The sequence below is a fragment of the Clostridium sp. UBA7503 genome, assembly GCF_002477055.1.
GTDB lineage: Bacteria > Bacillota > Clostridia > Clostridiales > Clostridiaceae > Clostridium_J > Clostridium_J sulfidigenes.
In genome coordinates, this window is the sequence record NZ_DLNT01000007.1 from 16355 (window position 1) to 35380 (window position 19026).

The 19026-nt window shown below is 30.0% G+C and carries 16 protein-coding genes and 1 pseudogene; 12 read left to right on the forward strand and 5 right to left on the reverse strand.

Annotated elements, in window-relative coordinates:
* Positions 1-113 precede the first annotated feature (113 nt).
* On the reverse strand, positions 114-1223 hold the full coding sequence (locus B3630_RS01385; RefSeq protein WP_346894848.1) for an RsiV family protein: 1110 nt from the start codon (positions 1221-1223) through the stop codon (positions 114-116).
* Positions 1224-1440: 217 nt separating this feature from the next.
* Between B3630_RS01385 and B3630_RS01390 the strand changes: the two genes are divergently transcribed.
* From B3630_RS01390 to B3630_RS01410, 5 genes are all read left to right on the forward strand, one after another.
* Positions 1441-1569, forward strand: a complete 129-nt coding sequence (locus B3630_RS01390) for a hypothetical protein (protein ID WP_346894850.1) — start codon at positions 1441-1443, stop codon at positions 1567-1569.
* A gap of 240 nt (positions 1570-1809) precedes the next feature.
* Positions 1810-2490, forward strand: coding sequence for a uracil-DNA glycosylase (locus B3630_RS01395; protein ID WP_346894852.1), 681 nt, complete (start codon positions 1810-1812; stop codon positions 2488-2490).
* Positions 2491-2606: 116 nt separating this feature from the next.
* Positions 2607-3080: a C-GCAxxG-C-C family (seleno)protein gene (locus B3630_RS01400; protein ID WP_346894854.1), complete on the forward strand. Its 474-nt coding sequence runs from the start codon at positions 2607-2609 to the stop codon at positions 3078-3080.
* Between the two features lie 15 nt (positions 3081-3095).
* Positions 3096-4040, forward strand: coding sequence for a TDT family transporter (locus tag B3630_RS01405; protein WP_346894856.1), 945 nt, complete (start codon positions 3096-3098; stop codon positions 4038-4040).
* 352 nt (positions 4041-4392) lie between these two features.
* A complete protein-coding gene (locus B3630_RS01410; RefSeq protein WP_346894858.1) occupies positions 4393-5784 on the forward strand; it encodes an amino acid permease in 1392 nt (463 codons plus the stop codon).
* Between the two features lie 104 nt (positions 5785-5888).
* Here B3630_RS01410 and B3630_RS01415 read toward each other — a convergent pair whose 3' ends face one another.
* Both B3630_RS01415 and B3630_RS01420 read right to left on the reverse strand, forming a co-directional pair.
* Positions 5889-7661: a M3 family oligoendopeptidase gene (locus tag B3630_RS01415; protein WP_346894860.1), complete on the reverse strand. Its 1773-nt coding sequence runs from the start codon at positions 7659-7661 to the stop codon at positions 5889-5891.
* 244 nt (positions 7662-7905) lie between these two features.
* Complete coding sequence (locus B3630_RS01420) at positions 7906-8232, reverse strand: CGGC domain-containing protein (protein WP_035135126.1); 327 nt, start codon at positions 8230-8232, stop codon at positions 7906-7908.
* 246 nt (positions 8233-8478) lie between these two features.
* Here B3630_RS01420 and B3630_RS01425 point away from each other — a divergent pair, with 246 nt between their 5' ends.
* The 5 genes from B3630_RS01425 to B3630_RS01445 all read left to right on the forward strand — a co-directional run bounded on the left by B3630_RS01425 (position 8479) and on the right by B3630_RS01445 (position 13373).
* A complete protein-coding gene (locus B3630_RS01425) occupies positions 8479-9522 on the forward strand; it encodes an ABC transporter substrate-binding protein (protein ID WP_346894862.1) in 1044 nt (347 codons plus the stop codon).
* Positions 9523-9783: 261 nt separating this feature from the next.
* The gene (locus B3630_RS01430; RefSeq protein WP_346894864.1) at positions 9784-10551 is read left to right on the forward strand and encodes an ABC transporter ATP-binding protein; all 768 of its coding nucleotides are present in this window, start codon (positions 9784-9786) and stop codon (positions 10549-10551) included.
* On the forward strand, positions 10538-11332 hold the full coding sequence (locus tag B3630_RS01435; protein ID WP_414632987.1) for an ABC transporter permease: 795 nt from the start codon (positions 10538-10540) through the stop codon (positions 11330-11332). Before B3630_RS01430 ends, B3630_RS01435 begins: the two co-directional genes overlap by 14 nt.
* Positions 11333-11487: 155 nt before the next feature.
* A complete protein-coding gene (locus B3630_RS01440) occupies positions 11488-12396 on the forward strand; it encodes a DMT family transporter (protein ID WP_346894866.1) in 909 nt (302 codons plus the stop codon).
* 35 nt (positions 12397-12431) lie between these two features.
* Positions 12432-13373, forward strand: coding sequence for a C39 family peptidase (locus tag B3630_RS01445; protein ID WP_346894868.1), 942 nt, complete (start codon positions 12432-12434; stop codon positions 13371-13373).
* Between the two features lie 69 nt (positions 13374-13442).
* Here the strand turns inward: B3630_RS01445 and B3630_RS01450 are convergent, their stop codons facing one another.
* Positions 13443-15116: a M4 family metallopeptidase gene (locus B3630_RS01450; protein WP_346894870.1), complete on the reverse strand. Its 1674-nt coding sequence runs from the start codon at positions 15114-15116 to the stop codon at positions 13443-13445.
* A 364-nt stretch (positions 15117-15480) separates the two neighbouring features.
* Between B3630_RS01450 and B3630_RS01455 the strand changes: the two genes are divergently transcribed.
* Together B3630_RS01455 and B3630_RS01460 are read left to right on the forward strand one after the other, a co-directional pair.
* Positions 15481-16812 (forward strand): helix-turn-helix transcriptional regulator, encoded by a 1332-nt coding sequence (locus tag B3630_RS01455; protein ID WP_346894872.1) that lies wholly within the window; start codon positions 15481-15483, stop codon positions 16810-16812.
* A 3-nt stretch (positions 16813-16815) separates the two neighbouring features.
* Positions 16816-16947, forward strand: coding sequence for a hypothetical protein (locus tag B3630_RS01460; RefSeq protein WP_346894874.1), 132 nt, complete (start codon positions 16816-16818; stop codon positions 16945-16947).
* Positions 16948-17089: 142 nt separating this feature from the next.
* On the opposite strand, the pseudogene thrS reads toward B3630_RS01460, so the two are convergent.
* Positions 17090-19020, reverse strand: a pseudogene (thrS, locus tag B3630_RS01465) (threonine--tRNA ligase).
* Between the last annotated feature and the right edge of the window lie 6 nt (positions 19021-19026).

Genomic DNA, 19026 nt, shown 5'->3' on the forward strand with positions numbered 1-19026 from the left:
ATTTAAGAATAAATTAAGAAAAGGACTTATTTAAAATTACTTTAAAATAAGTCCTACTCGATAAATAAATTATTAATTTGAAAATAATAAGTGTTAAATAATATAGTAATTCATTAACGGAACTGAGTTTGAATAAGTCGAAGTAGCGGGCTTTCTTGATGTAAAATATTAGAAAGTTCATTATAAAGGATAGTAATTCTAAATAATCCACTAGAGGCTGGTGTAAATTCATTAATTTGGTAATATAATACTAAGCCTTCAGGAGTTAAATAGAATTTTTGAGTATCTGCGACTCCTGTATATGGGGTAGTGAAATTTACATTCATTTGATTAGCTTTTTGTGTAGCTATATCACTAACAATTTCAGTATAGTTCATGCTATTATTAAATAAGTTACCAAAGTCATAGGCCTCTCCAGTATTAACATCCATAGTTAAAGAAGTAAACAAAATACTTCCAGTTGGATTATCTTCAGTTTCTGTGTACAAAGACATTACTATGCTTAATAGACCGTCTGAATTTAGAGGAACTTCGTAAGCACTTTCTACTGTTGTAAAGTTAACTTTTTTAGGAACTAAAACCTCATTAAGCCATAAAGAATTCAATGAATCAATAATTTCTTGATTCACTACACTAATAGCATCTCCATTTTCAGTATTTTGAATAAATGGATACTCAAGTTTAAATTGTGAAGGTGATAATACTTGAGTTTCTAGGGTAGGCTTAAGGTTATCTTCTGGTGGGGTATAACGTCTACCGAAGCACTCAAAGTAATCTATTCTATTTAGGCTTATACCAAAGTAAACCCATCTCCAACCAGTCCATCTAAATCCATAGGCAGTTCGTCTATCTACATTAATAAGCCATGCCCAAAAAGAATCTCCATTACGAAGCCAGATATATACAAATTGGAATCTACAAGGTCTTATAGATCCTGGGGATACAGCTTTAGTCTGTGGTCCTGAAGAAAATGATTTCTTAGGCGTCATATTTGGGGGAGGTCCTGGAGGTCCTCCAGATTGTGGACTTGAAGGTGAACCGGGTTGTGATACTGGAGGTCTTGGTGGTTGATTCCATGGTGGTGCTGATGGGCTAGAACCTCCAGGGAAAAATGGAGGTACTATTCGTTCATCATAGCATTTTTTGCTGTCGTCTTCGTCATATAAGTATCTATTAGTGTTAAAATCTTGTAAGTTAATATCGTAAGGTTTCCTAATGAACATAACATGCTCCTTAATATTATTACATTATTATAGTATACAATTTAAAGTGGAATGTGATTTTAAAAATAAAAAATTATTTAATAAATACATAAAAAAATTACTTGGTGACATAATATTATCATACCAATAAAATCATTATTTGTTTTGTAGTAAGTTTTCATGCCTTTGAAGGTTTTGGTGATTTCATAGAAACGAAAATTTGAAGGAGGAATAGCTTATGAAGAATGTTTATCAATCTACACATATAGCTACTAACCCCAAAACAAAGCAGCAACTAAGGAAATTTAAAGAAGAATTTTCTGAAGAAATATCATGGGATAAGGAACGGGGTAATTACCGGAAATAATATCATGATAGTATAATGATTTTATTGTTATAATAAATGGTGAAAGCCTTTCTGCAAAGTAGCAGAAGGGCTTTCTTTATCCGACGACTATTAGCTGTAATACTCACATTTTCTTTAAATTAGAGTAAAGCTTCCTCTGAAGCAAAGAACTCTGTTTATAAGAGTCATTGACATAAAAGCTTTTATAAGTAATTATATAAATATAATTACTTAAGTAATCAATAGAAAGGATGATTAACAATGGTTAATATAGGAAACTCTTGGGATGAAAAGTTAAAAGGTGAGTTTGATAAGCCTTATTACATGAAATTAAGACAATTTTTAATTAATGAATATAAAACTAGAAATATATTTCCAGATATGAATAATATTTTTAATGCTCTTAAATATACATCTTATGAGAATGTTAAGGTAGTAATATTGGGTCAAGATCCATATCATGGAGCTGGTCAGGCACATGGATTATCTTTTTCAGTTCAACCTGGAGTTAGAATTCCGCCATCTCTTTTAAATATGTATAAAGAATTGAAAAATGATTTAGAATGCTATATTCCTAATAATGGGTACTTAGTTCCTTGGACAAAACAAGGAGTGCTACTTTTAAATGCTGTGCTTACAGTAAGAGAAGGTGAAGCCAATTCACATAAAAATAAGGGATGGGAAAATTTTACTGATAAAATAATAACATTATTAAATGAAAGGGAGAAGCCTATGGTATTTTTATTATGGGGAAATAATGCAAAGGAAAAGATGAGGTTTATTACAAATCCTAATCACTGTATTTTAACTTCAGTACATCCAAGTCCTTTATCTGCTACTAGAGGATTTATGGGATGTAAGCATTTCTCTAAGACTAACGATATATTAAAGTCTTTTGGACAAAAGGAGATTGATTGGCAAATACCTAATATTAATTCATAGCCTATTTGAAATTTAAATGGATAAAATATAACTATTTAATATTATAATTATTAAAGTTTATTTATTAGCAAATAGTTATAATGAAGATGAATTAAGTATGAAAGAGGGTATATGCAATGATTGAAAAAATTAGTGTGAAAAAAGTTAGAGAGATTGCAGAAGAACATTTCAGAAAAGGTGAGTTTTATTGTTCAGAAGCAATAGTTGCATCTATTAAAAGTAACTTTGAAGTAGACATGCCAGATGAAATGATTGCCATGGCTTCTGGATTTCCAGTAGGTATTGGAAAATCAAAATGTACATGTGGAGCTGTTACAGGAGCTGTTTTATGTCTTGGATATTTTTTTGGAAGAACTAAAGGAAGTAATCCTCAGGATCCTAAGAGCGTTAAAGCTTTACAGTTAGCCTATGAATTACAAGATAGTTTTAAACAAAAGCATAAATGCTTATGTTGCAGTGTACAAACTAAAGGTATGGATATGGCATCTGGTGAGCATAAAGCACAATGCATAAGATTTACTGGAGAAATGGCTGAGAAGGCTGCAGAAATTATTGTAAGAGAATTAAATATTGAAAATATTGATGAATAGTTGAGGAAGATGAGTATGAATTATATAAAAAAAATACCACTGCCAATGGCAGCTTTAATGCTAGCTTTAGCTTCATTAGGAAATTTATTATCATCATACAATATAGTATTCAAAAATATCCTTGGAGTGATATCTACAATAATATTAATACTTCTTACAATAAAGATTATAATTTGCTGGAAAAATGTAAAAGAAGAAGTGAAAAATCCTGTTATTGCAGCAGTTATACCTACTTACTCCATGGGAGTTATGCTTTTATCTGCATATTTAAAAGAAATATCTTTCTCATCTGGAGTTATTCTATGGTGGATTGGAGTACTAATACATATAGGCCTAATAATATTTTATACTAAAAACTTCATATTTAAATTTGATATTAAGAAGATGTTTCCAAGTACATTTATTGTTTATGTGGGAATAGGTGTAGGTGGAATAACTGCACCAGCATTTAAATTAGCTGAACTAGGACAAGCTTTTTTCTGGATTGCCTTTATTTCACTTATTGTACTAGTTCCTGTTTTAGGTTATAGAACCCTTATAGTAAAGGGAATTCCAGAACCAGCGTTCCCAACTACAGTAATATTTGCAGCTCCAGCTGCACTTACACTTGCTGCATATTTAAATTCTTTTTCAGAAAAGAATATTAATATGGTGATGTTTTTAGCAGTATTGGTAATGGTATTATATATATGTGGAATAGTGTATCTTGTACAAGGGTTAAAACTTAAATTTTATCCCAGTTATGCTGCATTTACATTCCCTATGGTAATAAGCGCAATTGCAATGAAGGGTACTAATGGATTTTTGATTAAAGCTGGAAAAGAAATTTTTTGGCTGAAATATGTAGTTAAATTTCAAGAGGTAATTGCAACTGTTATAGTATTATATGTGCTTATAAGATTTTTAATGTTTATACTAAAAAAGAATACAGTTAAAGTGAATGCTACAATATCAAGATAATTTAAATATTAATTTTAAATAAACTCTATGGAGAATGTATCTTCATAGAGTTTTGTTCCATATTAATGAAAATTAATGATGGATTTTATGAAGAATTTTATATAGAAAGTAGAAAATATATTATGGATAAAAATTCATTTAATACAATATTGTTCACAATAAACATTAAACATATAATCTGTGTATAAATATCGATAAAATCCCCTTAAAAATAATAAAAAATTATTTAAAAATAGGTTGATTTTTGTAATCGATTAAATTAAACTAGATAATTGAGTGGAAAAATTAATGTCTAAGGTTTCTAAAAGTAAATTAACTACTTTTAAATGAAATCAATTATAGGGGGAAAAAAATGGCTAAAAAAGACGGAATTCAAACTGATGCTTCATTAAAGAGAGATCTTGGACTAGCTGCAGCTACAGCTATTGTAGTTGGAAATGTAATAGGTTCAGGAATTTTTATGTCACCGGCAAGTTTCGCAAGAGTAACAAACCCGAAAGTGGCTATAATAGCGTGGGTTTTAACTTCAATAGGATCATTACTTATTGCTTTAAGCTTTGCTAATTTAGGATCGAAAATGCCTAAAACTGGAGGTCCTATTGTTTATACAAGAGCTGCCTTTGGTGATTTTGCAGGTTTTCTAATTGCGTGGTCCTTTTGGATAGGTGCGTGGGTAGGGAATGCTGCTATAATTACAGCATTTATGAGTTATTTTACATACTTTGTTCCAGCTGCAAACAATCCACTAGCAGCATTCTTGATATCTTCTGCAGTAGTATGGATATTTACATTAATAAATATCTATGGTGTAAAATATGTTGGAAAAATAGGGGTTATATCAACGGTATTAAAAATTGCAGTACTTGTAGTATTTATTGTAATTGCGGCACTAAATTTTGATCCAAGCTATATGAAGACTGTATCTAGTCCAGAAGTAAGTGGAATGGGAACATTACCATCAGCTATAGCTATAGCACTATGGGCTTTTGTAGGATTAGAAAGTGCTACAGTAGCAGGCGGAGAAATAAAAGATCCAGAGAAAAATATTAAAAAAAGTACTATATATGGAATATTAATAGTGTCTGCTATATATATAGTAATGAGTATTGTTTCTATGGGTGCTATGGATCAATCAGCTCTTGCAAACTCAGATGCACCACTAGCAGATATTATAAAAAAAGCTACAGGAGCTTCATGGGGGGGAACTTTCATAGCAGCTGGTGCATTAATTTCTACTTTAGGAGCAACTTCTGGATGGTTATTAACAACAGCTAGAAGTGCCGTTGGAGCAGCTGAAGATGGATTATTCCCAGCAATATTTAAACGTATAAATCCTAAATTTAATACTCCTGTGGCATCTCTTGTTATAGGAAGTGTATGCATGAATTTACTATTAATAATGAACTATGTAGGGTCTCTTAGAAGTGCCTTTGACTTTATGATATTACTAGCTACATTATCATTCTTACCAGCATACACATTCTCAGCCGCTGCTGAAATAGTATTACTATGTAAGAAATCAAAAGATTTTAGCTTTATAAACTTCTTAAAGAGTTCATTCTTCTCATTACTTGCATTTGCTTATTCTATATATGCTATATATGGAACAGGAGCTGATGTAGTAATGTATGGATTTATCTTAATGCTTGTAGGAATACCAATATATGTTTACATGATGCTTCAGAAAAATAAAGAAGATAAGAATATAGATAAAATAAGAGAAGCTGCAGGCTTAGAGAAATAGTTTAGATTTTACTAATTTACTAAGTATGCAAAATAATAACAGTCTGATTTAGAGTAATTTAAATCAGACTGTTTTCTTAAATTTCTAATATAATCTTCAATACTTTAACTATTATATTTTAAGAAGAGATTGATGTCTTCTTCTATCATTTTTAAAGAAGTTATCCAAAAGTCTTTAGAAGAGATATCAATATTCATTATTTTAGCTACATCACTTAAAGAATTTTTTCCTGTTGCCGAAAGAAGGGTTTTATATTGTTCAGGGAAGGAATCGCCCCTCTTTAAGTATTCTGCATAAAGACCTTTTGCAAATAATTGACCAAAGGCATAAGGAAAGTTATAGAAATTATTTTCAGCATAATAGTAATGAGTTTTACAAGCCCACATGTATGGATGGAGGAAGTTAGAATCGAGGCCATCTCCATAAGCTTCTTTTTGAGCACTAATCATTATTTCATTTAAATCTTTTACACTAAGAGAATTTTCTTTTCTTATTTTAAATAATTCACTCTCAAATAGAAATCTACTATAAATATCAACTATAACTTGAGTACAGTCACTAATTTCAGTTTCTAAGATAGAGAAAGCCTCATCTTTAGTAGCTGTTCTAATAGCTGTTTTTTTTACTATAGTCTCACAGAAGTTAGAAGCTGTTTCTGCTATTGGCATAGGATAATGTGCATTTAATATACTTTCATTGTTAAGGCAATATCCATGATACCCATGACCAAGCTCATGGGAAAGGGTAACTACATCACTAAAGGTATTACCATAGTTTAATAACACCCTACTCTCACCTACATGAGGAAGTCTAGAGCAAAATGCACCTCCTACCTTTCCTTCTTTAGGTAAAACATCTATCCATGATTTTTCCATGGCATTTTTAGCAAAATCTGCTAAGTCATCACTAAAGGTTCTAAAATTATCAATTACACACTTACATCCATCTTCATAGGTGTAAGTCATATCAGCATTACCCATAGGTGCAAATAAATCATAAAATGGTAGACCGTTTTTATGGCCTAAAAGTTCTCCTTTTCTTTTGAGATACTTTCTAAATATAGGAAGATATTCTTTAATAGCGTCTAGCATAGAGTCTAAAATTTTTCTATCCATCCTTGAATTAAAAAGAGTCTTATCTAGTGGAGAAGAAAATCCTCTCATATCACAAAGTGTTATAACTTCACCCTTTATTCCATTAATAGCAGCAGCCATACCATCATGAATTTTTTCATAAGCCTTAATTTCAGCATCATAAGCTTTTCTTCTAATAGTTGAGTCAGCTTCATAAGCCATGTTTCTAATCATAGATAAAGGTAGTTGTTTATTTTCTCCATATAGTTCTATATCAACCATAAGGCCAGAGGTTAGCACGTTTTTAAGTTTGCACCAAGCGTCTGATCCAGTATTTTTCATTTTTGCTATTATAGCTTCTTCTTTATCACTTAGCATGTATTTTGCATTTTCTGCTTTTTCTTTAAGGAAAAAATTATGTTCACTAAGCAATCTAGAACCTTGAATTATTTTATCTAAATTTTTAAGATTACCAATCCATTTTGTAATTTTAGCTTCGCTTTCAGCTAGATTACTAATTTTAGAAGAAAGAATATCATCATATTTTAAAGCAGTTGAATTTTTGGTATCTACACTAAGAGTTAAGTGAACCATACTACCTAATTTTCTTGCTAGAGTTTTTACTTCTATATTCATAGATATGAAATTTTCTAACAACTTAGCAGGTGAATCTGTACTATCAATAATGTTATTAGTAGTAGTTATGAAATTTTCTATAAGTTCATCTAGCTTATTCAAATCCTCTTTAAATTCATTGCATTCAAAGGAAGAATAAAGCTCTTTAAGACTCCAATTAAGTTCCAAATTTATCATCTCCTTGTATATTTTAATTATATTATAACATAAAAATACAATATATATAATTTTATAAATAAATGTAACTATATAGGTGATAAAATGAATTGGAGCTATTACTAACAATTAGGTGATAAAATATATGATAAAAATATAGAAGTGACCAATTGAACTTTTATCTATTAGTCACTTTTTAATATAATTATTAATATTAGATTTTAATTGATTTCTTTAAATTATATAATAAATCTAATTATTTATGAGTTCCATGAATTACATTAAATCCATGATTCTTTAAAAGCTTTTCATGCTTATTATAATTATCACACTCAACATCTATACAAAGAGCTATATGAATGGTATCGACTTTTTTTCTTTTAAGTTGCTCTATTTTATGATTCCAATCTTCTTGATCTGATATAGTTGTATCACAACCACTACAATAGAAGAAGCTTGATAATATAGGTTTTGAATTTTCATACTTTCGAAAGGCATCAGTTAAATTGTTATAGGCATCAAAACATCCAGTTCCAGCACATTGACCGACTAACTTTCTACATGCCATTATTGCTATAGACATAGAAATCCTCCTTATATTTTAAAATGAATAGAATATATAAATTCAGTAATGCTACACAAGGATACTAACATGGGCTATGATACATGTCAAATGGCACAGTATTTTTAGGTTATACAATTATACTTTTTCAATATTAATAATTATTAGTTATAAACTTTAGTTAGCAAAAATCATTATTCTACATATTATAGAGTATGAGAAGTGAAGTGTTAAACTGTATTACTAATATTATTCTAGGAGGAAATTATGAGAAAGAAAACTATTAAGTTATTAAGTGCTTTAATTTGTGCATTTATATGTGTTAGCTTATTTACAGGATGTAATAAAAATAAGACATCAGACAAAGAAAATCAAGGAAATAAAGATAAAATAACAACTATACGACTTAATGAAGTAACTAGATCCATTTTTTATGCACCAATGTATGCAGCAATTAGTGAGGGATTCTTTGAAGAAGAAGGAATTGAGATTGAACTTTCCACAGGCCAAGGTGCAGATAAAACTATGCAACAACTTATTAGTGGAAGTGTTGATATTGGATTCTCAGGACCAGAGCAAGTAATGTATATTTATAATCAAGGTAGAGAAGATTATCCAGTGGTATTTGCACAGGTAACTCAAAAGGATGGATCATTCTTAGTATCTAGAGAAAAACATAGTGATTTTTCATGGCAAGACATTAAAGGAAAGACAATTGTAGGAGGAAGACCGGGTGGAGTACCTGAAATGGCTCTTGAGTATGTATTAAAAAATGAGAATATTGACAAAGAAAAGGACTTAAATTTAGTTACTAATATAGCATTTGATGCAGTTCCAGGAGCATTCAAAGGCGGTACTGGAGACTATGCTGCAATATTTGAACCAACTGCTAGTGTAATAGCGAATGAAATAAATGGATCTGTAGTAGCATCTATTGGAGAAAGTGCGGGAAACCTTCCATATACATGTTTTTATACTATTCAATCTTATATTAATGAGAATGAAGATTTGTTAGTAAGATTTGTTAAGGCTATTCAAAAAGGCCAGGAGTGGGTAATGTCTAATAAGGATACTACAGTTGCCACTTCTATAAAAGAGTTCTTTCCAGGAACAAATGAAGAAGTAATAGCAACAGTTGTGAGGAATTATAAAAAAATAGAAGCCTATGCTAAAACTCCAACAGTAAGCGAAGAGGATATGAATAGATTAATGGATATTATAGAATCCTATGACTCTGAGCTTCTAACTAAAAGACCACCATTTAAAGATATAGTTAATAATTCAATTAGTGAAAAGGCAATGAAGAAATAAAGAAAAATGATTTTTAAGCATAATTGAAATCTATAGATTGTATATACAAATAAATAATTTTAAAGGAACATGTCTTTAGGATTTTAAAGGCATATTCCTTTTATTTATATAAGGTATAAGTTTTATTATCAACATTTATTATAACCTCATATATTAGTACTATAAAATATTAAAGAACTTTAAAGCTAAGGATTATAAGTAATTATAGAAAAGAAATTAGAAAACTAACAAGATAAAAAATAAAGATATGGAGATGGAGATATGAATACAATTGAAATAAAGAATGTTTATATGAATTATCATACACTATCTGCAGAGACTGTTGCATTAAAAGATATTAACTTCACAGTAAACGGTGGAGAGTTCGTAAGTATAGTTGGACCTTCAGGATGCGGAAAATCCACACTTTTAAATATAGTATCTGGGCTTATTGAAGCTTCTTCAGGAAATATATTAGTTGATGGACGTGTTCAAGAAGGGTACTCAGATAAAATTGGATACATGTTTCAAAAGGATCAACTTTTTGAATGGTTAACGGTATTGCAGAATGTAAGTATAGGATTAAAAATTAAAAAAATGATGAATGATGATGCCAAAATAAAATTAGAGAAATTATTAAAAAACTATAATTTATGGGAGTTTAAGGATCATTATCCAAGACAGTTATCAGGTGGCATGAGGCAAAGAGTTGCTTTAATTAGAACCTTAGCTTTAGACCCAGAAGTTCTACTTTTAGATGAACCATTTTCAGCCTTAGATTATCAAACTAGACTAAATGTAAGTGATGAAATATATGAAATAATTAAAAATGAAGGTAAAACAGCCATTATGGTCACCCATGACATTTCAGAGGCTGTGTCTATGTCATCTAGGATAATAGTTTTATCAAAAAGACCAGCAGTAATAAAGAAAATTATAAAGATAGAATTTGATGGAGAAAATCTAACTCCTTTAAAGTGTCGTGAACACAGTAAGTTTAGAGTATATTTTAATGATATATGGAAGGAGATGGATTATGATGATAAGTAAGGAACATGAAGAATATTTAAAGAAGGTAAAAAGAAGCAGAAGAAAGATTATTTTTACTAGAATACTTATATTAGTTGCATTTTTTCTTCTTTGGGAGGTATTAGGCAATTTAAAGATTATTGACCCGTTTTTAACCAGTACACCATTAAGAATGTTTAAGAGCTTTATGAAGTTGTATAATGAAGGAGCTTTAATTAATCATATAACAATAACTTGTTTTGAAACTATAATTGGATTTACCTTAGGAACCTTTTTAGGAACTATAATTGCAATAATGTTGTGGTGGTCACACTTTCTTTCCAATGTTTTAGATCCATATATTGTAGTACTAAATGCACTTCCTAAGGTGGCTTTAGGACCTATAATAATATTCTGGGCGGGGAATGGAATTAAGGCAATTATAATTATGGCATTATTAATTTCTATAATTTCTACAATAATAAGTATACTTTCAGGTTTTAGAGAAGTAGAAGAAGATAAAATAAAACTCTTAATGACCTTCGGTGCGTCAAAGTTTAAAATTTTAACTAACTTAATCATTCCTGCTACGACACCAACTTTTATATCTGCACTAAAGATTAGTGTAGGACTTTCTTGGGTAGGAGTTATAATGGGAGAATTTTTAGTAGCAAAAAAAGGACTTGGTTTCTTAATAGTATATGGAGGACAAGTAGCACAATTAGATATGGTAATGATGAGTGTGGTTATTCTCTCAATAATTGCTTATTTAATGTATGAAGTAGTTCACTATTTTGAAAAAAAATATGCCACAAAGTTATAAAATAAAAAATAATCCATTACATTTATAAGATTTTAATAAGTGTAGTGGATTTATTATATCAATATAAGATGCTAGAGTATAATAAATGTTTATATTAATAATAGAAATAGTACAAGATTATGATATAATTAAGCATGCAGAGAGGGGGAAAAATTATGAAGACAAAAAAAGCATTAGCGTACATAACGTTAATAGGTGTAGTGGTAGCTTGGGGAATTTCTTTTGTTAGTATAAAAGTAGTATTAGATGCATTTTCACCTGTAGCAATGGCCTTTGTTAGGTTTTTTATTGCCACTGTAACACTTATTATAATAAAACAATTTACAAATAAGGAGAAAGTTAATAAAGAAGATTATGCGAGATTGGCTGTTAGTGGAATTTTTGCTATCACCTTATATTTCTTCTTTGAAAATAATGGTATATTAAGGGTGTCTGCTAATTCAGCATCCATAATAGTAGCTACTTTACCTGTAGCAGCAATAATAGCAGATAAAATATTTTATAAAACAAAGATATCTAGATTAAGTGTAATTGGTATTATAGTATCTATATTTGGAATTTATTTAGTTATAGGAAAAGATGTATTAGGGGGGTCTTTATCAGGATATCTTTATATGTTTGGTAGTGTAATAGCATGGTGTGGGTATTTAATAATTACAAAGCCTCTGTTTAAAAAATATTCTAACATAACCATTACAACCTATCAGTCTATTTTTGGTACACTAGCATTTATACCCTTATTACCTTTTGAAGCTATAAACTTCCAGATGATTAATGGTAATATAATTTTAAATCTTTTGTTTTTAGCATTAATATGCTCTTCTTTTGGAAACTTTGGATATAATTTTGCGTTTAAAGAATTAGATGTAGGTATATCTACTTTATTCTTAAATCTATGTCCTGTAGTTACATTTATATTTAGCTTCTTTATACTTGGAGAAACTTTGAGATTTAGTCAAATAATAGGTTCAATAATTATTATAGCAGCTGTATATATTGCAACTAAACCACCTAAAGTACAATCAGAACTTGACGATAATATTAAAAAGGTGGATTTTAATTAATAGTCCATAGGAGCTGTATACGAGGAGGGAGTACTATGAAAAGGCTTTTTACATTGTTTATATTAGCACTTTCCTTTGTAGCATTAGTAATTACATTTAACATATATATTTGTGAAAGTAAAAAGGTTAGTGCTCTTCAAGATCATATGAGTTTTTTAGCTAGCAAGGGCAATGTTAGTTATATAAGTTCAGAGGAAGAAGCTAGGCTTGAGAAGGAAGAAAAGAGAAGGAAAAAAGCTGAAGAAAAGGCAGCAAAAGAAGAAGCTGAAAGAAAAGCTAAGGAAGAAGCAGAAGCTAAAAAGGCTGAAGAAAAGCGATTAAAAGAAGAAGAGATTCAGAGAAAGAAAGATGAATTAGAAAAAGCATTAAATGCATCAAAGCAAATAAACCTAGATGTAGCTATAATTAGTCAGTTGCCAGAATATAAAAACGGATGTGAGGCAACATCCTTAACTATGATGCTAAATTATGCAGGAGTTAACGTTAGTAAGGATTCTGTAATTGGGAAGGTAAAGAGGGATTTAACTCCAATTAAATATGATTCAAAAGGCAATATAATAGAATGGGGAAACCCAAAGAAGGGGTTTGTTGGAGATATAACAGGTAAAACTCCTGGATATTCTATAGATCCTGTGGCTCTTGCACCAGTAATAAATGAATACTTACCAGATAAAGCACTAGATTTGACAGGTTGTGATTATGGTGAGTTGGAAAATGTACTATTAAGTGGAAGACCAATTGTAGTATGGATAACATCTACTTTTAAAGAACCGAAAGTCTCTCATACTTGGACTAGTAATGGAAGGGTTATAAATTCTTATTTTACTCAACATGCAGTATTAATCACAGGTATGGATGAGAATTCAATATATTATAATGATCCTTTAACTGGAGTTAAAAATGCAAAGGTTGATAAAAGCACATTTAAGTCAGTATGGACTAAGATGGGTAAAAAGGCATTATCCTATTATAAATAAAAATAAAAAACTCTATATCTAATCATAATACTAGATATAGAGTTTAAATTTTTATAAATAGGTGTACTGCTAGTTACCTAGAATTCCAACTGATGTTAAAGCATTAGATACTGCTTGTACTTCAGTTGAATTAGCTCCATATAAGTCTGTAGCAGCTTGTATTAAACCAAGTCTTGCTTGAGAGAAGTTTGTAGTGGAGTTAAAATAAACAGTTAATGCTCTATAATATATATGAGCAGTTTTTTCACAGCCTATATTTTGAGCAACTAAATAAGCAGCTTTATTAGGAATTCCAGAGTTGATGTGAACGCCACCCCAGTCTCCGGCTTGTGTGTTTGGTAGATTTTGATAATTATTCATGTGAGCAGGTTGATCATATAGTGTTGGATTTGCTAAGCTTCTTAATGCGTCTCCTGATACTTTTGGAGTATAAATTTCATCTCCAACTACCCAATCAGAAGAATTGAATGTCCATTGACCACCATTTGCAACATTGTACTTGTCGTAGGTTTGTACTAAAACACCTAGAACATCTGACATGGATTCGTTTAATGCTCCGGATTGATATTCATAAGCTAGGTCTGCAGAATTTGAAGTTACTCCATGAGTCATTTCGTGAGCAACTACATCAAGATCTCCTGATAATGGTGCAAAATAGGAGCCATCACCATCACCATAAACCATTTTATATCCATTCCAAAAGGCATTATTATAACGGGATCCATAGTGTACAACAGATGTTAAGGACATGCCTCTATTATCTAAACTATTTCTATTAAATAAATCTTTATAAAAGTCATATACAACTTCTGCATAGCTATGGGCACTTACTGCAGCTTTATCAGAAACTGTAGTACTAGAACTTGTCATTAAAGTACCAGTTGTTGTAGTTCTATAGTTAGCTGTATAAGTGTTTATAGTTCCAGTCATAGGTTTAGTAGTATCTTTTAATTGATATGAGTTAGTTTTATTTTGGTATAAATTTAACTCTCTAGTAGTACCATTTACAGCAATGCCTGTACCAGTAACTGGACCGGCTTCTCTTATTAAACTTTCTGTTTTTATAATATCACCACTATAAGCATCTACGAAAATTTCCCAACTTTCCATTTCAGGAAGATCATAAGCAAGGTTTATTTTATAAACTTCATAAGCATTTTTATCATCGAAGTATATATAATTTTCAGCTCTTACTTCTTCTGTTAATTCAGTAAATGTCTTAGAAGCTTTAGCTATTTCTATAGCTTTATCTGCAGTAAGGGGTTTATTATTCTTTTTAGTTACTGAGGATATTCTATTTTCTAAAGTTCCTGTTAGTCCAGTAATAACACCATTTTTATCAAAGTGTGCAGTTATAGTTTTTCCATAAACTTTTTTCCCATCAAAGGTTTGCTGAAGTTTTATATGGGTAAATCCTAAATCATCTTGTTCAGCAGTGATAAGAGAAAAGTTATTTTTAATATTTTTCATATTGAATAGTGACATGTTTTCATTTAAGAAATCAATAACACTACTAGAAGATGGATTAACAGTTTCAGATAGGATACCGCTTATAAATAGTTTCATTCCATCTTTGTTATCAATGTGAACTTTCTCCTTACCTTTGTTTAAATTTTTGAATTCCTTTAAGATATCTGCTTTATTTTTTGTAGGTTTTTCTAAGCCTTGTACATTTACAGGTTGAAAAGTGAAGGTTGCAGCTAAAGCTACAGTTGCAAGAATTGAGATTAGTTTTTTGTTCATAAAATCATCCCCTTATTAATATTATACTTTTATTATATATTTTTGTATCAAAAATGCTATAAAAAGTTTAAGTCAAATTACTTTAACAGTTTACAGTGAAACAATGAATATTACATATTGTATCGCAAAAAATGTAGTATCCTGTAAATAAATTTTTATTTTCAGCTTAAAATTTTATAAAGATATAAAAAAAGAATATATTTTTATGGAATAATATGTATTTGAAATACATATTATATATAAATGTAGTATCCAATTTATTGTAGTATGAATTTAAAAATGATATGATTTAAGATGAAGTAGAAAATAATAAATTAAAACTTAGGTATAGAAGGGGTTTAATAAGAAGGCTATGGAGAAAAGTGTGGAGTTTTTAAGTGGAAATAAAAAAATAAAGTTATTAAGAAAACAACTAAAAATGACTCAGCAAGAATTTCAAGATTCTCATTTTACCAGAGGATATTTAGGTTTGTTGGAAAATGGAAGAAGGAATATTACATTACAGGCATCAAAGACTATTGCTGAAAAGTTTATGAAAAAAGCTAAAGAATTAAATATTGAATTAGAGCTAGAAGAAGATTATTTTTCAAGAAGTGTAGAAGAGGATGCTAAATTATATTGCGAAAAAGCCCTTAAAAATGATTTATCTATGGATGAGTTAAACCAAATTATGAATATTGGAGAAAGATATAACTTAAACTCAATTGAAGCCAAGGTGTACAGAAGAAAGGGAGATCTTTATTTTGAAGAAAATCAATATCTAGAAGCCTATAAAAACTATTTTTATTCTATGGATATTTTAAGAGGGGAAGAACTAAATATTGAAATATGTTACGTTTATAATAGATTAGGGTACTCTAAATCACTACTTCTTGATTATGAAGAGGCTATTGTATATTTTAATAAAGCTATATATAATGCAGAGATGTTTAAGGATGAAAAGGTTTTAAAGTATGCTACATATAATTTATCAGTAGCATATAGCTGTATAAATAAATTTCATGAAGCTATAGATATCATAAATAAATTTATCAATAGGATTGAGTTTGAAAAAGAATTTTTAAATTATGTTTATGTAAATATATTAAAGGCCAACTGTTATGAAGGATTAAATGAAATAGATAATGCAATTACAATACTTCAGGAATTAATTGAAATAGTAAAGGAAAGAAACGATAAGGAAAGCACTAAGCTATTAGGACTCATATATAACAATCTAGGTTCCTTATATAGACGAGAAGAAAGATTATCCAAGGCTTTAGATTACTATAATAAGTCTCAACAAATTAGGAATAAGGTTGATAATAAAAATGTATCTCACACTTTAATTGAAAAAGCTAATATTTATGTTAGTAAAAAGCTGTATGACGAGGCTATAATGATAGTAGAACTGGGCATTGAGAAAGCTAATGAATATAATGATTATGAGTATATATTTAAGGGATACGAACTTCTTGAGAAAATTTACTGTGAATTAAATATGAAAGAAGAATTAGAAAAGGTTATAGAAGCTGCTATTGGGGTTTTGAAAAATACTAATAATTCAGATTTGAAGATAAAATATTATACTAAACTTCAAGAACTTTATTTTAAAAATAAAGAATATGAAAAGGCAGAAAAGTGTTTATATATGATACAGAGTTTATTGCAATCTGTTTCCTTCAATGATAAAATATGTATAAAGGAGGTGCTTTGATAAATGAGTAAGTTTTGTAAAAAAATGTGTGTAATGGGAGTTTTTGTTTTGCTATGTGCAATAGTTATTGGTATTCCTAAAAATGGGGAACATCCACCATTCTTAGGAAGTATTAGCTCAAGTAAATTACTATAGTTTATAGTTAATGAAAGTGGCTATTTTAATATGGAGCTATCTATTTTAAAATAGCTCTTTTTACATATAGAGTTAAAAATTAGTATAATAAAAGGACTGAGATTTTCTCAGTCCTTAGTTACATTAAAGTCTGTTTACTCTATTATCTTTCTTTACTTTCAATTTCTTTGATAATTCTTTCAATGAAGTTATCTATAAAAATTGAACCCTCATCTCCATTTTTACGGCTTCTTACTGCAACTTCTTTATTTTCAGCTTCTTTCTCTCCTACAACTAGGATATAAGGAGCTCTTTCATTACGTGCTTCTCTAATCTTATAACCAATTTTTTCTGCTCTGTAATCAACTTCAACCCTAATATTATTTTTCTTAAGTTCAGCATAAACTTCATCAGCATAGTCATGATACTTCTCAGAGATTGGAAGTAGTTTAACTTGAACTGGTGCAAGCCATACTGGGAATGCTCCTGCATACTTTTCAATAAGAAGGGCAAGAGTTCTTTCATAGCAACCAATAGAAGTTCTGTGAATAACATATGGATATTTTTCTTGACCATCCTTATCTACATAAGTCATTCCAAATCTTTCAGCAAGAGAGAAGTCTATTTGAGCTGTAATTATAGTGTCCTCTTTACCATGAACATTTTTAATCTGAAGATCAAGTTTAGGACCATAGAAGGCAGCTTCACCAACAGCTTCAGTATATTCAATTCCAAGATGATTTAAGATTTCTCTCATCTTATTTTGAACCGCATTCCAAGCTTCAGGCTCTCCAATATATTTTTCTTTATTATTTTCATCCCATAGAGATAATCTATAACTAATATCTTCTCTAAGACCTAGAGTATCAAGCATATAGTTAATCAAGTCAACTACCCCTTTAAACTCATCTTCAAGTTGATCTGGTCTACATGCAAGGTGACCTTCAGAAATTGTAAATTGTCTTACACGAATTAATCCATGCATTTCTCCAGAAGATTCATTTCTAAATAATGTAGAAGTTTCAGCATATCTTAGAGGTAAGTCTCTATAACTTTTAGATTCAGCTTTATAAACTGTGAATTGAAATGGACAAGTCATAGGTCTTAATGCAAATACTTCATTATCCTTTTCTTCATTACCTAGTACAAACATTCCTTCTTTATAATGGTCCCAGTGTCCAGATATTTTATATAAATCACTTTTAGCCATTAATGGTGTTTTAGTTAAAAGGTAGCCTCTTTTTTGCTCTTCATCTTCAACCCATCTTTGAAGAAGTTGAACAATTCTAGCACCCTTAGGCATTAGAAGAGGTAGACCTTGACCTATTGGTTCAGAGGTAGTAAATAACTTTAGTTCTCTTCCAAGCTTATTGTGGTCACGTTTTTTAGCTTCTTCTACAGCTTCTAGGTATTCATCTAGTTCTGATTTCTTTGTAAAGGCAGTTCCATAAATACGAGCAAGCATTTTATTTTTTTCGTTTCCTCGCCAATAAGCTCCTGCAAGTTTAGTTAACTTGAAAGCTTTTACTGGTTTTGTAGTCATTAAGTGAGGACCAGCACAAAGGTCAGTAAACTCACCTTGTTTATAGAAAGTTATGATTTCACCTTCTGGTAGATCTTCTATAAGTTCTACCTTATAAGGTTCATCTTGTTCCTTCATAAGTTTAATCGCTTCTTCTCTAGGAAGTTGAAAACATTCAATTGATAAATCTTCCTTAACTATTTTTTTCATTTCAGCTTCTATTTTNNGTCGTTAGAAAATCCACCTTCAAGGTCGAAGTCATAGTAGAAGCCATTATCTATAGCGGGTCCTATAGCAAGTTTTGCTTCAGGAAATAGTCTTTTAACAGCTTGTGATAATATGTGAGCAGCTGTATGTCTAAAAGCTCTTCTACCTTCATCCTCATTAAAAGTTAAAATATTCAATTCACAATCCTCTTTAACTATATAACGAAGGTCTACAGTTTTTCCATTTACTGTTCCAGCTGTAGCGACTCTAGCGAGTCCTTCAGAAATACTTTTTGCAATTTCAATAATACTCATTTCATTTTCTAATTCTTTAACTGATCCATCTTTTAAAGTAATTTTAATCATTTAAAA